Source organism: Pseudomonas sp. PS02303 (assembly GCF_029959925.1).
GTDB lineage: Bacteria > Pseudomonadota > Gammaproteobacteria > Pseudomonadales > Pseudomonadaceae > Aquipseudomonas > Aquipseudomonas mandelii.
On sequence record NZ_JASCOM010000151.1, the window covers coordinates 1 to 14425 of the forward strand.

Annotated in this window: 12 protein-coding genes; 9 read left to right on the plus strand and 3 right to left on the minus strand. The window is 60.3% G+C overall.

Annotated elements, in window-relative coordinates; all coding sequences use genetic code 11:
* Positions 1-83 precede the first annotated feature (83 nt).
* The 3 genes from QMX98_RS24375 to QMX98_RS24385 form a co-directional block, all read right to left on the minus strand.
* Entirely contained in the window at positions 84-1985 is a 1902-nt protein-coding gene (locus tag QMX98_RS24375; protein WP_077747292.1) for a PhoX family phosphatase, read from the minus strand.
* A gap of 57 nt (positions 1986-2042) precedes the next feature.
* The gene (locus tag QMX98_RS24380) at positions 2043-2807 is read right to left on the minus strand and encodes a TOBE domain-containing protein (protein WP_077747293.1); all 765 of its coding nucleotides are present in this window, start codon (positions 2805-2807) and stop codon (positions 2043-2045) included.
* Between the two features lie 187 nt (positions 2808-2994).
* Complete coding sequence (locus QMX98_RS24385; RefSeq protein ID WP_102595102.1) at positions 2995-3735, minus strand: ComF family protein; 741 nt, start codon at positions 3733-3735, stop codon at positions 2995-2997.
* A gap of 90 nt (positions 3736-3825) precedes the next feature.
* On the opposite strand from QMX98_RS24385, the gene bioB reads away from it, so the two are divergent.
* From bioB to QMX98_RS24430, 9 genes are all read left to right on the plus strand, one after another.
* Positions 3826-4881, plus strand: a complete 1056-nt coding sequence (bioB, locus tag QMX98_RS24390; protein WP_010467114.1) for a biotin synthase BioB — start codon at positions 3826-3828, stop codon at positions 4879-4881.
* 166 nt (positions 4882-5047) lie between these two features.
* The gene (gene bioF, locus QMX98_RS24395) at positions 5048-6226 is read left to right on the plus strand and encodes an 8-amino-7-oxononanoate synthase (RefSeq protein ID WP_221107550.1); all 1179 of its coding nucleotides are present in this window, start codon (positions 5048-5050) and stop codon (positions 6224-6226) included.
* Positions 6219-6950 (plus strand): alpha/beta fold hydrolase, encoded by a 732-nt coding sequence (locus QMX98_RS24400; RefSeq protein ID WP_221107548.1) that lies wholly within the window; start codon positions 6219-6221, stop codon positions 6948-6950. Before bioF ends, QMX98_RS24400 begins: the two co-directional genes overlap by 8 nt.
* The gene (bioC, locus tag QMX98_RS24405; protein WP_221107546.1) at positions 6943-7755 is read left to right on the plus strand and encodes a malonyl-ACP O-methyltransferase BioC; all 813 of its coding nucleotides are present in this window, start codon (positions 6943-6945) and stop codon (positions 7753-7755) included. The genes QMX98_RS24400 and bioC overlap by 8 nt, the downstream gene beginning before the upstream one ends.
* Positions 7752-8432, plus strand: coding sequence for a dethiobiotin synthase (gene bioD, locus QMX98_RS24410; protein WP_010467119.1), 681 nt, complete (start codon positions 7752-7754; stop codon positions 8430-8432). Before bioC ends, bioD begins: the two co-directional genes overlap by 4 nt.
* 107 nt (positions 8433-8539) lie before the next feature.
* A complete protein-coding gene (locus QMX98_RS24415; protein WP_010467121.1) occupies positions 8540-8836 on the plus strand; it encodes a hypothetical protein in 297 nt (98 codons plus the stop codon).
* A gap of 277 nt (positions 8837-9113) precedes the next feature.
* Positions 9114-10919: a phenylacyl-CoA dehydrogenase gene (locus QMX98_RS24420; protein ID WP_077747296.1), complete on the plus strand. Its 1806-nt coding sequence runs from the start codon at positions 9114-9116 to the stop codon at positions 10917-10919.
* 239 nt (positions 10920-11158) lie between these two features.
* On the plus strand, positions 11159-12448 hold the full coding sequence (locus QMX98_RS24425; protein WP_010467125.1) for a GGDEF domain-containing protein: 1290 nt from the start codon (positions 11159-11161) through the stop codon (positions 12446-12448).
* Positions 12449-12538: 90 nt separating this feature from the next.
* Positions 12539-14335 carry an acyl-CoA dehydrogenase C-terminal domain-containing protein gene (locus QMX98_RS24430; RefSeq protein ID WP_282411496.1) on the plus strand — a complete coding sequence of 599 codons (1797 nt, stop codon included), beginning with the start codon at positions 12539-12541 and terminating at the stop codon, positions 14333-14335.
* The last annotated feature ends 90 nt before the right edge of the window (positions 14336-14425 follow it).

The following is a 14425-nucleotide window of genomic DNA, read 5'->3' on the forward strand; positions in this document are numbered from 1 at the left end:
CGCTAGCAGGCTAGCTCCCACAGGGGATTTGCGGTGTGTCGCAGATCCCGTGTGGGAGCTAGCCTGCTAGCGATGGGGCCCGATCAGGCGCCGACGATCCCGCCATCTTCACGCGTGATAGCCATCACCGAAGACCGCGGCTTGCCATTCGGCAGATGCTCCGGGAACGTCGAGCCCCCGTTCTCTCCAGGGTGCTGGATCCCGACAAACAACGTCTTCTGATCCGGCGAGAAGCTGATCCCCGTGACCTCGCAGCCAACCGGTCCGACCATGAACCGACGAATCTCCCCGGTCACCGGGTCGGCACACAGCATCTGGTTGTTGCCCATGCCGGCGAAGTCGCCTGCATTACTCGAATCGCCATCGGTGAGAATCCACAACCGCCCGGCCTTGTCGAAGCCCAGGCCATCCGGGCTGTTGAACATGTTCTGTGGCGTGATGTTCGACGAACCGCCCTTCGGCGTGCCAGCGTGGACGCCCGGGTTGCCGGCGACCACAAACAGGTCCCAGGCAAAGCTTTTGGAGCCGTGATCGTCACGATCAGTGCGCCAGCGCAGAATCTGCCCGTAGACGTTTTTCTCGCGCGGGTTCGGCCCGCCCACCGGTTGGCCGTCCTCGCCACGCTTGGCGTTGTTGGTCAACGTGCAATAGACCTGGCCATCCTTGGGGCTGACGACGATCCATTCCGGACGGTCCATGCGCGTGGCCTTCACCACGCTGGCCGCGAGGCGCGCGTGAATCAGCACTTCGGCCTGATCGGCAAAACCGCTGCTGGCGTCGATCCCGTTTTTACCGTGGGTCAGTTCGATCCATTCGCCCTGGCCTTTCGGATGATCGGCGTTGCTGTCGCCCGCATCGAAGCGCGCCACGTACAAGGTGCCGTGGTCCAGCAGGTCGCGGTTGGCCTTGGGGTTCTTGTGGTTGATTTTGTCGCGGCTGACGAACTTGTAGATGAACTCGCCGCGTTCGTCGTCGCCCATGTACACCACGGCGTGACCGTCATGGGTTTCAGCCAGCGCAGCGTTTTCATGTTTGAAGCGGCCCAGCGCAGTTCGTTTGACCGGCGTCGATTGCGGATCGAACGGGTCGATTTCCACGACCCAGCCGTGACGGTTGAGCTCGTTCGGATTTTTCGCCAGGTCGAACCGCTCATCGTGTTGATGCCAGTTGATCTCTTTGCTGGCCGCCACTGCTCCATAACGCTTCTGCGCGGCATCGAACTTCTGCTCGGCATTGCTGCTGCCGAAGCAATCGGTGAAGTTCTCTTCGCAGGTCAGGTATGTGCCCCACGGCGTCATGCCGTTGGCGCAGTTCTGGAAGGTGCCGAGGACATGCTTGCCCTGCGGGTCGGCGCTGGTTTTCACCAGTGCGTGGCCGGCAGCCGGGCCGCTGAGGCTGATCGGTGCGTTGCCGTGAATGCGTCGGTTGTAGCGCGAGCCCTGGACGAACGCCCATTGGCCGTTCTTGCGTTGCACTTCGATCACCGACACGCCTTCGCAGGCCAGTGCCTTGCGCACCTCTTCGGCCGATTGCGGCATGCCGCCGTGCGGGTAGAGGTAGCGATAGTTGGTGTATTCGTTGTTGATTGCCATCAGCGCCCGGTCTTTTTCCCCGGGAAATTCGAACAGGCTCATGCCGTCGTTGTTGTCACCGAACTGGACTTCCTGTTGCTCGGCGGTGCCGTTACCGCTCGGGTCAAATGCCGGACCGTTTTTTTGCAATGGCTGGCCCCAGCTGATCAGTACCGAAGACTTGTAGCCCGGCGGCAGGGTGATTGCGTCGCTGGTGGCGGCGGGGATGCTGTCAAAACCCAACAGTTTGCTGGAGCCTGCGCTGACACTCGCGGCCAATACGCTGCGGCTCAGCAGGTTGCCACCGAGGAACATGGCCGCACCGCAGAGGGCGCCGGCGCTGATGAAACCGCGACGGCTGAGGCCGACCATTTTCTCGAGGTCGGTGGACTGGTTTTCTTCTAATAGGCTCACATCAGGCTCCCTGCTGGTTTTGCAGCCACCTTAAAGAGCAATGATGAAACTTTTGTTTCAGAGCGGTGTGCCGAGCAAGACGTTGGACGGCGCGAAGTGCACCCGCACCGGTTTGTCGGTGGCAAGCCCCTGGCTCCTCAGGTGCTGCGGCTCGGCCAGCGCGCAGAGTGTCTGGCCATTGGGCAGGCCGATGCGCACTTCGCTGGGGCCGTCTGGGGCGTCGAGTATTTCTTCGATGATGCCATTCAGAAAGTTGCTACCCGGTGTCGCTTGTTGATCGATGCCCAGTAACTCCAGCCAACCGGCCTTGATCAGGGCCACGACTTCGGTGCCGGTCTCCAGCTCCAGGCGCAAGGTGCTGTCGTGCGTGATCTGCGCATCGAGGGTCAAGCCTTCGGCCAGTTCAAGACGGACCCGATCGTTGTGCCCCTGGTTGTCGATCGCCACGACCTTGCCGTGCAATTGATTGCGCGCGCTGGTTCTGAGCATCAGCCGACCGAGCAGGTCCAGGTCGCTGGCATCTTCGGCGGCTTCCAACACCTGGGCCTGCAAGGCTTGCAGTTTTTGATAAAGGCGCAGCACTCGCTGGCCTTCACTTGAAAGTTTGGCGCCACCACCGCCCTTGCCGCCGACGCTGCGCTCCACGAGCGGTTTTTGCGCTAGGTTGTTCAGCTCATCGATAGCGTCCCACGCCGCCTTGTAACTCAGTCCCGCGCTTTTCGCGGCGCGGGTGATCGAGCCCTGTTCGGCAATATGTTGCAGCAACGCGATGCGCTGCGGGCGACGGACAATGTGCTGGGACAACAAGGTGGGCAAGGACATGGTGAGGCGCTTTGGGCTGTGGCGATGGGGAGGACGTTGGCGGCTGGAAGCCTGGGAGTCAAGTCAGCCCACGTCCTTGTGGGAGCGAGCTTGCTCGCGATGAGGCCATCACAGTCACCATTGATGTGTCTGATACACCGCCATCGCGAGCAGGCTCGCTCCCACAGGTTTTGCGCATGGCGTTACGTCAGGCTGCGTCCCCGGGTTTGGGCGTGCGGGCCAGGCAATAAACATCTACCCGAGCCGCGCCCGCGTCCATCAACAGGCGAGCCAGGGCCTGAGCCGTGGCACCGGTGGTCAGCACGTCGTCCACAATTGCCAGGTGCCGCCCTTTGACCGGCGCATCGGCCGTCAGGGCAAACGCATTGCGCAGGTTCTTTTTGCGAGCGTCGGCATTCAGGTCCTGTTGCGCGCTGGTGTCCTGAATCCTCAGCAGCAGTTGTTCATCGCAAGGGATGTCGAGGCTACTACTGAGCCAGTGGGCGAGCATCGCGGCCTGGTTGAAACCCCGTTGACGCAGGCGTTTTGCAGCCAGCGGAACGGGGACCAGAACGTCGGGCCGATCAAGGTCCTCATCGAAGCGATGTTGCAGGAACTGCGCGAGAAGTTCGCCGAGCAGGCGGCCAAACGGCCACTTGGCGCTGTGCTTGAAGCGCGTGATCAATGTGTCCACCGGAAAGCTGTACGTCCAGGGCGCGGCGACCCGCTCGAAAGCCGGCGGCAGTTTTAAACATGGGCCACACGTCAGGCCTGACGCAGGCAAGGGCAGCGCGCAGGTCTGGCAGTGATCGCCCAGCCAGGGCAGGTCGGTTTCACAGGCCATGCAGATCGGCCTGACGTCCTCGGTGGCTTCACTGCAGAGCAAGCAGTGTTGGTTATTATTTAACCAGATGTAAACCGGTCCAACGTATCGTGGTTGACAGCGCATCACTCTTCCTTAAATATGCCGAACATCCGTGTCGCGTCTGTGGGTATTCCCTTCCCCAGTCGCTTGCCAAGCATAAACAAGGAAACGCCCATGAGCGCCAGCACCTCTGCCACCCTGCGTCATGACTGGTCTTTGGCCGAAGTCAAAGCACTCTTCGTTCAGCCATTCAACGACCTGTTGTTCCAGGCGCAAACGGTGCACCGCGCGCATTTCGACGCCAACCGCGTCCAGGTTTCCACCCTGCTGTCGATCAAGACCGGCGCCTGCCCGGAAGATTGCAAATATTGTCCGCAGTCCGGTCACTACAACACCGGCCTGGAAAAAGAAAAGCTGATGGAAGTGCAGAAGGTCCTCGAAGAGGCCGCACGCGCCAAGGCCATCGGTTCGACCCGTTTCTGCATGGGCGCGGCGTGGAAACACCCGTCGGCCAAAGACATGCCTTACGTGCTGGAAATGGTCAAAGGCGTGAAAGCCATGGGCCTGGAAACCTGCATGACCCTGGGTCGCCTGGATCAGGACCAGACCGTTGCGCTGGCCGACGCCGGCCTTGATTACTACAACCACAACCTCGACACCTCGCCGGAGTTCTACGGCAGCATCATCACCACCCGCACTTACAGCGAGCGCCTGCAAACCCTGGCTTACGTGCGTGAATCGGGGATGAAGATCTGCTCCGGCGGCATCCTCGGCATGGGCGAGTCCCTCGATGACCGCGCCAATCTGCTGATCCAGCTGGCCAACCTGCCCGAGCATCCAGAGTCGGTGCCAATCAACATGCTGGTGAAAGTCGCCGGTACGCCGCTGGAAAACGCCGAGGACATCGACCCGTTCGACTTCATCCGCATGCTCGCCGTCGCGCGCATCCTGATGCCGCAATCCCACGTGCGTCTGTCCGCTGGCCGCGAAGCGATGAACGAGCAGATGCAGGCCCTGGCGTTCTTCGCCGGTGCCAACTCGATTTTCTACGGCGAAAAACTGCTGACCACCGCCAACCCGCAGGCCGACAAGGACATGCAACTGTTCTCGCGCCTGGGGATCCTGCCGGAAGCGCGCGAAGAGCACGCGGACGAAGTGCATCAGGCCGCGATCGAACAAGCGTTGGTTGAGCAGAAGAGCAGCGAGCAGTTCTATAACGCGGCTGTTTGACGCTCCACTGATCCTTCTGAAGGAATGCAAAACCCTGTAGGAGCGAGCCTGCTCGCGAAGAGGCATTCACACTCAACATAAATGTTGGTTGTTCGATAGCTTTCGCGAGCAGGCTCGCTCCCACAGGTACTGCGATCGCTATTGAATTCTGATCCACGAGGCCTGCATGTCTTTCGATCTCGCCGCACGCCTTGCTGCCCGTCGTGCCGAAAACCTCTACCGCCAACGCCCCCTGCTCGAAAGCCCTCAAGGCCCGGAAGTGGTGGTCGACGGTCAGCCATTGCTGGCGTTCTGCAACAACGATTACCTGGGCCTGGCCAATCATCCGCAAGTGATCGAAGCCTGGCGCGCCGGTGCTGCTCGTTGGGGGGTCGGTGGCGGGGCGTCGCATTTGGTCATTGGCCACAGCACGCCGCATCATGAGCTGGAGGAAGCGTTGGCCGACCTGACCGGTCGCCCGCGTGCGCTGCTGTTCACCACCGGTTACATGGCCAACCTCGGCGCGGTCACCGCGTTGATCGGGCAGGGTGATACGGTGCTGGAAGACCGCCTCAATCATGCCTCGTTGCTGGATGCCGGTTTGTTGTCCGGCGCGCGTTTCAATCGCTATCTGCACAACGACGCGGTCAGCCTGGCCAAGCGGCTGGAGAAGGCTAGCGGCAATACACTGGTGGTCACCGACGGCGTGTTCAGCATGGACGGCGATATTGCCGACTTGCCGGCGTTGGCCCGGGAAGCCAAGGCTAAGGGCGCGTGGCTGATGGTCGATGACGCCCATGGCTTCGGCCCGCTGGGCGCCAACGGCGGCGGGATTGTCGAGCATTTCGGCCTGAGTCAGGAAGACGTGCCGGTGCTGGTCGGCACCCTCGGCAAGGCATTCGGCACGGCAGGAGCCTTTGTGGCCGGCAGCGAAGAACTGATCGAAAGCCTGATCCAGTTTGCCCGCCCCTATATCTACACCACCAGCCAGCCACCGGCCCTGGCTTGCGCGACGCTGAAAAGCCTTGAGCTGCTGCGCACTGAACATTGGCGACGCGAGCATCTGAAGACGCTGATCCGCCAGTTCCGCCATGGCGCCGAGCAGATCGGCCTGGAGTTGATGGACAGCTTCACGCCTATCCAGCCGATCATGATCGGCGATGCCGGGCGTGCGATGCGACTGTCGCAAATGCTGCGCGAGCGCGGACTGATGGTCACGGCGATTCGTCCGCCCACCGTGCCCGCCGGCAGCGCCCGTCTGCGCGTGACCCTGACCGCCGCCCACAGCGAAGCGCAGGTGCAGCTATTGTTGAATGGACTGGCCGATTGTTTTCAATTACTGGGACCGGAGCCAAGCCATGCGTGATCGACTGATTCTGCTGCCCGGCTGGGGCCTCGGAATTTCACCGCTGGAGCCTTTAGCGGCCGCCTTGCAGGGGCTGGATGAGCATCTGCGGGTCGAGATCGAGCCGTTGCCGGAACTGGAATCGAGCGATATTGAAGAGTGGCTCGATGAACTGGATTCGACGATCCCGCAAGACACCTGGCTCGGTGGCTGGTCCCTCGGTGGCATGCTTGCGTCTGAGCTGGCGGCGCGTCGTGGTGATCGTTGCTGTGGCTTGCTGACCCTGGCCAGCAATCCTTCTTTTGTCGCCCATGAGCAATGGCCGAGCGCGATGGCTGGCGAAACCTTCGACGCGTTCCTGGCCGGCTGCAAGGCCGATCCGCGAATGACGTTGAAGCGCTTTTCACTCCTTTGCGCCCAATGCTCGGAAGATCCTCGCGGGCTGTCGCGGTTGTTGCTCGGTGGGGCGCCGCACACCTCGGAAGCAGTGCTGATGAGTGGTCTGGAAGTGCTCGCCCAACTAGATACCCGTCAAGCCTTGCAGGCATTTCGTGGTCCGCAACTGCATTTGTTCGCCGGCCTCGACGGTCTGGTCCCGGCCGAGGCAGCGAGCGAGTTGCTGGCCTTGCTGCCGGATGTCGAAATCGGCCTGATCGAACAGGCCAGCCATGCGTTTCTACTGGAAGACCCCCACGGTGTGGCGGGGGCGATCCAGGCCTTTTTGCACGAGTCCGGTGATGACTGATTTATCTTTCCCCAATCTACCCGGCGGCTTGCCTGACAAGCGCCAGGTGGCGGCCTCCTTCTCCCGCGCGGCGGCGAGCTACGACAGCGTGGCTGAATTGCAGCGCGATGTCGGCAGCCAGTTGTTGAGCCGTTTGCCCGGTGATTTTGTGCCGGGTGTCTGGCTGGATCTGGGCTGCGGTACGGGGCATTTCAGTCGGGCATTGGGCGAGCGCTTTTCTTCGGGCAACGGACTGGCAATGGACATCGCCGAGGGCATGCTCAAACACGCCCGGCCATTAGGCGGCGCCACCCATTTCATCGCCGGGGATGCAGAACGGTTGCCGTTGCAGGATTCGACCTGTGATCTGATCTTCTCCAGCCTGGCGGTGCAGTGGTGCGCGGATTTCGAATCGGTGCTCAGTGAGGCGTTTCGGGCACTCAAGCCGGGCGGGGTATTCGCGTTTGCTAGTCTTTGTGTAGGGACGCTGTTTGAGTTGCGTGACAGCTGGCGTCAAGTGGATGGCATGGTGCACGTCAATCGCTTCCGCGAGTTCGGTATTTATCAACAGCTGTGCGCGACCAGTGGCTTGCGGATTGTCAGTCTGGAGACCCGTCCTCATGTGTTGCATTACCCGGACGTGCGCAGCCTGACGCATGAACTCAAGGCGTTGGGCGCACACAACTTGAACCCCGGTCGGCCGGGCGGTTTGACCGGTCGGGCGCGGATCCTTGGCTTGGTCGAGGCTTATGAGCAGTTTCGTCAGGCCGAAGGATTGCCGGCGACTTATCAAGTGGTCTACGCCGTGTTGGAGAAACCCATATGAGCGCTGCTTATTTCATTACCGGCACGGACACTGATGTCGGCAAGACCACCATTGCTGCCGGCCTGTTGCATGCTGCGCGGTCGGCGGGCATGAGTACGGCAGCGGGCAAGCCGGTCGCTTCCGGCTGTGATGTGACGCCCAAGGGTTTGCGTAATTCCGATGCGCTGGCGTTGCTGGCCGAGTGCTCGTTGCCGCTGACTTATGCACAGGTCAACCCGGTGGCGTTCGAACCGCCGATTGCTCCGCACCTGGCCGCGCGGGAGGCGGGCGTGGCGCTGACGGTGCAATCACTGTTGACGCCGATGCTCGCGATTCTCGACATGCAGGCCGATTTTACCTTGATCGAAGGCGCCGGCGGCTGGCGCGTGCCGTTGGCGGATCAGGACAATCTGTCGGATCTGGCAATGGCGCTGGGCCTGCCGGTGATCCTGGTGGTCGGCGTGCGCCTGGGTTGCATCAATCATGCGCTGCTGACCGCCGAGGCGATTGCCCAGGACGGTTTGCAGCTGGCGGGGTGGGTGGCCAATATCATCGATCCGAAGACCTCGCGCCTGGAAGAAAACCTCGCGACCCTTGCCGAGCGCATTCCCGCGCCTTGCCTTGGACGGGTGCCAAAACTCAAATCGGTCACCGCAGAAGCGGTGGCGGAGCATCTGCAACTGGATCTGCTGGATTGAGATTTTGCCTATGACAAGGCACTGTGCCATTAGTGTTTTTGTCGGGCCTTTTGCCATCAGGTCTGTTTCAATGGCCGCTGTTGTTCCTATTTAGGACGAGTTCTCCCATGGAAATCTCAGGAAACACCGCTTTTTATGCCGGTCTGAGCACTATTCAGACAGGGCAGAACCGTGTCGATCAGGCTTCCGGCCAGATCGCCAGCAGTACCCTCGAGCGTTCGGTGACAAGCCAGTCTTCCGAGGTTCAGGTAGACCGCCTGCGTTCGGTTGACCGCAGCCAGCAATCGGACCTGGCCAGCAATATGGTCGAGATGGCCCAAGGCAAGTTTCAGGTGGAGGCCGGCGTGAAAGTCGCCAAGGCGTCCGACGAAATGCTTGGAACGTTGATTGATACCTACGCTTGACCCCTCGCTGAACCCTTCCTGCCAACGCCGCGACTATTCGCGGCGTTTTTGTGCGTAAGTCCTTCTCCCTCAACTAATCTTTCCTGCATGGCCTGTTGCGTTGTCAACGGCGGCGGCGCGGCTGCGTGCCCGGCATTTGTGCGCGTGATGACGAACGGCAAAAGATCGGCGCTTGACAAGATTTGGGCGTAAACGTATGTTTCAAACAACTGTTTGACCGTCACAACAAATCAACACGGTCGTTCATTCCCGGTTACATCAGCAGAGGTTTATCGCTATGCCTGACTACAAGGCCCCCTTGCGTGATATTCGCTTCGTTCGTGACGAACTGCTCGGCTACGAAGCGCACTATCAGAGCCTTCCGGCTTGCGCAGACGCAACTCCAGACATGGTTAGCGCCATTCTCGAAGAAGGCGCCAAGTTTTGTGAGCAGGTGCTGGCTCCGCTGAACCGCGTGGGTGACACCGAAGGCTGCACCTGGAGCGAGTCCGGCGTTAAAACCCCGACTGGCTTCAAAGAAGCCTACAAGCAATTCGTTGAAGGCGGCTGGCCAAGCCTGGCCCACGACGTAGAGCACGGCGGCCAGGGCCTGCCGGAGTCTCTGGGTCTGGCCGTCAGCGAAATGGTTGGCGAAGCCAACTGGTCGTGGGGCATGTACCCAGGCCTGTCGCACGGCGCGATGAACACCATTTCCGAGCACGGTACGCCTGAGCAGCAAGAGGCTTACCTGACCAAGCTGGTGTCCGGTGAATGGACCGGCACCATGTGCCTGACCGAACCGCACTGCGGCACCGACCTGGGCATGCTGCGCACCAAGGCTGAACCTCAAGCCGACGGTTCCTACAAAGTCTCCGGCACCAAAATCTTCATCTCGGCCGGTGAACACGACATGGCCGACAACATCGTCCACATCGTGCTGGCTCGCCTGCCGGATGCGCCGGCTGGCACCAAAGGCATTTCGCTGTTCATCGTGCCGAAGTTCATGCCGAACGCAGACGGTACGATCGGCGCCCGCAACGCCGTGACCTGTGGTTCCCTGGAACACAAGATGGGTATCCACGGCAACGCCACTTGCGTGATGAACTTCGACGCAGCCACCGGTTACCTGATCGGCCCGGCGAACAAAGGCCTGAACTGCATGTTCACCTTTATGAACACCGCTCGTCTGGGCACCGCGCTGCAAGGCCTGGCCCACGCCGAGATCGGCTTCCAGGGCGGTCTGAAATACGCTCGCGATCGTCTGCAAATGCGCTCGCTGACTGGCCCGAAAGCGCCGGAAAAAGCCGCTGATCCGATCATCGTTCACCCTGATGTACGTCGCATGTTGTTGACCATGAAAGCGTTCGCCGAAGGCAACCGCGCGATGGTTTACTTCACCGCCAAGCAAGTCGACATCGTCAAATACGGCGTAGACGAAGAAGAGAAGAAAAAAGCCGACGCGTTGCTGGCGTTCATGACGCCAATCGCCAAAGCCTTCATGACTGAAGTCGGTTTTGAGTCCGCCAACCACGGCGTGCAAATCTATGGTGGCCACGGCTTCATCGCCGAGTGGGGCATGGAGCAGAACGTTCGCGACAGCCGCATTTCGATGCTGTACGAAGGCACCACCGGTATCCAGGCACTCGACCTGCTGGGTCGTAAAGTGCTGATGACTCAAGGCGAAGCCCTCAAAGGCTTCACCAAGATCGTCCACAAGTTCTGCCAGACCAACGAAGGCAACGAAGCGGTCAAAGAGTTCGTCGAGCCATTGGCTGCACTGAACAAAGAATGGGGCGAGCTGACCATGAAGGTCGGAATGGCGGCCATGAAGGACCGCGAAGAAGTCGGCGCGGCGTCGGTGGACTACCTGATGTACTCCGGTTACGCCTGCCTGGCCTACTTCTGGGCTGACATGGCGCGTCTGGCTGCCGAGAAACTGGCTGCCGGAACTTCCGAAGAGGCGTTCTACACCGCCAAGCTGCAGACTGCGCGCTTCTACTTCCAGCGCATCTTGCCGCGTACCCGCACTCATGTTGCAACCATGCTGTCGGGTGCCAACAACTTGATGGACATGAAAGAAGAAGACTTCGCACTGGGCTACTAAGCCTCAACGCAGTTCTTCATAAAGCCGCTATCCCTTCCGGGGTAGCGGCTTTTTTGTTCTTGGAGAAAGTAAAAGCTCGCCCGCGATCTTTGATGGGAGCCAGTCACTGCCAATTCGGTCTGCGGCCACTGAAACACCCGCTAAAAAAACCTGACAATTGACTCAGTAAGTCGGCATTTCTGCCGTTACAGTAGGTGGGCACAATGCCATCTATTGTCATGACGGTCGGAGCTTTACCCTTGCCGCGTTCTTCCGCTGTACGTATCAGCCATTTCCTACCGTCGTTACTGCTTTTGCTTGCGGGGCTTGCGGCCGCTTACATCAAGGACCTCAACGTCTTTTTCACTTCGCTGTTCAACGTGCTGCCGACCCTGGTGCTGTTACTCGGTGGTGCGTATTGCGCGGTTTACCGACGTCAGCGCGAACTGTTTCTGATGGTGACGGTGTACATCGCCTACTTTCTGCTCGACACCCAGACCGACTATTACCGCGACAACGGCAAGGTCCGTGAAGATGCAGCAGTGGTGTTCCACCTGTGTTGCCTATTGCTGCCGCTGTTGTTCGGCGTGTTCGCCGCATGGCAGGAACGCACCCACTTGTTTCAGGACATGGTGGCGCGCTTCGCGGTATTGCTCGCTGTTGGCAGTGTCGCGCTCGGGTTGGAGCAAAGTTATCCCCAGGCCTTGTTGATGTGGCTGTCGGAAATCCGCTGGCCAGCGCTGCATGGCGCCTGGATGAGCCTGATCCAGTTGTCCTATCCCGTGTTCATCGCCTCGTTCCTGCTGCTGAGCTGGCAATACTGGCGTAACCCCAGACCCTTGCACGCCGCACAACTGGTGGGGTTGGTCGGGTTGTTCTGGGCGCTGCCGAAAACTTTCATCCTGCCGTTCACCCTGAACATCATGTGCAGTCAGGTGATGTTAATGATTGCCGCCGCAGTCGCCCACGAGGCCTATCAAATGGCCTTCCGCGACGAGCTCACTGGCCTGCCGGGTCGTCGCGCCTTGAACGAGCGGATGCAGCGGCTGGGGCGCAATTACGTGCTGGCCATGAGCGACGTCGATCACTTCAAGAAATTCAACGACACCCATGGTCACGATGTCGGCGATCAGGTCTTGAGACTGGTCGCCAGTAAGCTGTCGAAAATCGGAGGAGGCGGTAGGGCATATCGCTACGGCGGTGAGGAATTTGCCCTGGTGTTCGCGGGCAAGACCCTCGAAGAGTGCATGCCGCACCTGGAAGTCATCCGCGAATCCATCGCCACCTACAACATTCAGTTGCGCAATCAGGACAGCCGTCCTCAGGACGACCAGCAAGGTCGCCAGAAACGTGCAGGTTCGGGCGCTACCAGTGTGTCGGTCACTGTCAGCATCGGCGTGGCCGAACGACAAGAGCAGCGCACCCCCGAAAAAGTACTCAAGTCCGCGGACGAAGCGCTCTACAGCGCCAAGGGCGCCGGGCGAAATTGCGTGGTGGCATTCGGTCAGACTCGCCGTGGCGCGGTGCGCATGGACGCCGCTGCGGGTTGAGTGATGATGGCGCATTCAGCGTCTGGACTGTGATTGTGAGGCCGGGTGGGCGGCAGTAGGTTTGAACGATCTGCTGACGGAGAAACGACCATGCCCGAATACAAAGCTCCCCTGCGCGACATGCGCTTTCTGATCGACCACGTCTTCGACTTCCACACCAACTACGCCGCGCTGGGCGCCACCGACGCGAGCCCGGACATGGTCAATGCGATCCTCGAAGAAGGCGCGAAATTCTGTGAGAACGTTCTCGCACCGTTGAATCGCAGCGGTGACGAAGAAGGCTGCCATTTCGACAACGGTGTGGTGACAACGCCTACAGGCTTCAAGCAGGCTTTCGCACAGTACGTGGAAGGTGGCTGGCACGGTCTGGCAGCTGATCCGGCGTATGGCGGCCAGGGTTTGCCAAGTTCTCTGGGCCTGGTCATCAGTGAGATGGTCGGCTCCAGCAATACTTCGTGGGGCATGTACCCCGGCCTGACCCACGGGGCGATGTCGGCCATCCACGCCCACGGCACCGAAGATCAGAAGAACACCTACCTGAGCAAACTGACGGCTGGCCAATGGACCGGCACCATGTGCCTGACCGAGGCGCATTGCGGCACTGACCTGGGCATCATCAAAACCCGCGCCGTGCCTTCAGCCGACGGCAGCTACGCGATTTCCGGCAGCAAGATCTTCATCTCGGCCGGCGAACACGACATGAGCGACAACATCATTCATCTGGTGTTGGCGAAACTGCCGGATGCTCCGGCAGGCACCAAGGGTATTTCCCTGTTCATCGTTCCCAAATTCCTACCCGATGCCGAGGGTGAAGCCGGCGAGCGCAACGGCGTCTCCTGCGGCTCGATCGAACACAAAATGGGCATCAAGGCCTCGGCGACCTGCGTGCTGAACTTCGACGAAGCCAAGGGCTTCTTGATCGGCGAGCCGAACAAGGGCCTGAACTGCATGTTCACCATGATGAACCACGCACGGCTCGGCACTGGCATGCAGGGGTTGTGTCTGGGTGAGGCGAGTTTCCAGGGTGCCATCAAGTACGCCAACGATCGCCTGCAAATGCGCGCGCTGACTGGCGCGAAAGCACCGGACAAAGCCGCCGATCCGATCATCGTTCATCCTGACGTGCGCCGGATGTTGCTGACCATGAAAGCCTTCAACGAAGGCAACCGCGCGCTGACCTATTTCACCGCGCAGCTGCTGGACGTCGCGCACCTGAGCCCGGATGAAACGGCGCGTCAGGACGCCGAAGACCTGTTGGCCTTCCTGACGCCGATCTGCAAAGCCTTCATGACTGACACCGGTCTGGAGGTCACCAACCACGGTATGCAGGTGTTTGGCGGTCACGGCTTTATCCGTGAATGGGGCATGGAACAGTTGGTTCGCGACTGCCGGATCGCGCCGATCTACGAAGGCACCAACGGCATTCAGGCGCTGGATTTGCTCGGGCGCAAAGTGCTCGGCAGTCAGGGTAAATTGCTGCGTGGCTTCACCAAAATCGTCCACAAATTCTGCGCGGCGAATGCCGAGCATCCACAACTGGCCAGCTATGTGGCGCAACTCAATGGACTGAATCAACAGTGGGGCGAGTTGACCGCCAAAGTTGGCATGGCCGCAATGAAGAATCCGGACGAAGTCGGTGCGGCGTCGGTGGATTACTTGATGTACAGCGGTTACATCATCCTCGGCTATCTGTGGTTGCGCATGGCGCTGGTGGCCCAGACGCAACTCGACGCTGGCAGCGGTGATGCGGATTACTGCCGAGGCAAACTGGCAACCAACGAGTTCTACTTCAAGCGTTTGCTGCCGCGTACTGCCGCTCATCGGGCGGCTATCGAAGCGGGGAGTGATTGTTTGATGAAGTTGCCGGCGGAGTTGTTTGCGCTCTGACGATTGTTAAAAGCTTCGCGGGCAAGCCTCGCTCCTACAGGTCAGTGTCGTTCACGGGATATGCGTGACCCCGACCTGTAGGAGCGAGGC

Excerpts from the sequence above, each read along its gene's own strand:
- QMX98_RS24380 (WP_077747293.1), bottom strand. The coding sequence starts at position 2,807 with ATGTCCTTGCCCACCTTGTTGTCCCAGCACATTGTCCGTCGCCCGCAG.
- QMX98_RS24385 (WP_102595102.1), bottom strand. The coding sequence starts at position 3,735 with ATGCGCTGTCAACCACGATACGTTGGACCGGTTTACATCTGGTTAAAT.
- bioB (WP_010467114.1), top strand. The coding sequence starts at position 3,826 with ATGAGCGCCAGCACCTCTGCCACCCTGCGTCATGACTGGTCTTTGGCC.
- bioF (WP_221107550.1), top strand. The coding sequence starts at position 5,048 with ATGTCTTTCGATCTCGCCGCACGCCTTGCTGCCCGTCGTGCCGAAAAC.
- QMX98_RS24400 (WP_221107548.1), top strand. The coding sequence starts at position 6,219 with ATGCGTGATCGACTGATTCTGCTGCCCGGCTGGGGCCTCGGAATTTCA.
- bioC (WP_221107546.1), top strand. The coding sequence starts at position 6,943 with ATGACTGATTTATCTTTCCCCAATCTACCCGGCGGCTTGCCTGACAAG.
- bioD (WP_010467119.1), top strand. The coding sequence starts at position 7,752 with ATGAGCGCTGCTTATTTCATTACCGGCACGGACACTGATGTCGGCAAG.
- QMX98_RS24415 (WP_010467121.1), top strand. The coding sequence starts at position 8,540 with ATGGAAATCTCAGGAAACACCGCTTTTTATGCCGGTCTGAGCACTATT.
- QMX98_RS24420 (WP_077747296.1), top strand. The coding sequence starts at position 9,114 with ATGCCTGACTACAAGGCCCCCTTGCGTGATATTCGCTTCGTTCGTGAC.
- QMX98_RS24430 (WP_282411496.1), top strand. The coding sequence starts at position 12,539 with ATGCCCGAATACAAAGCTCCCCTGCGCGACATGCGCTTTCTGATCGAC.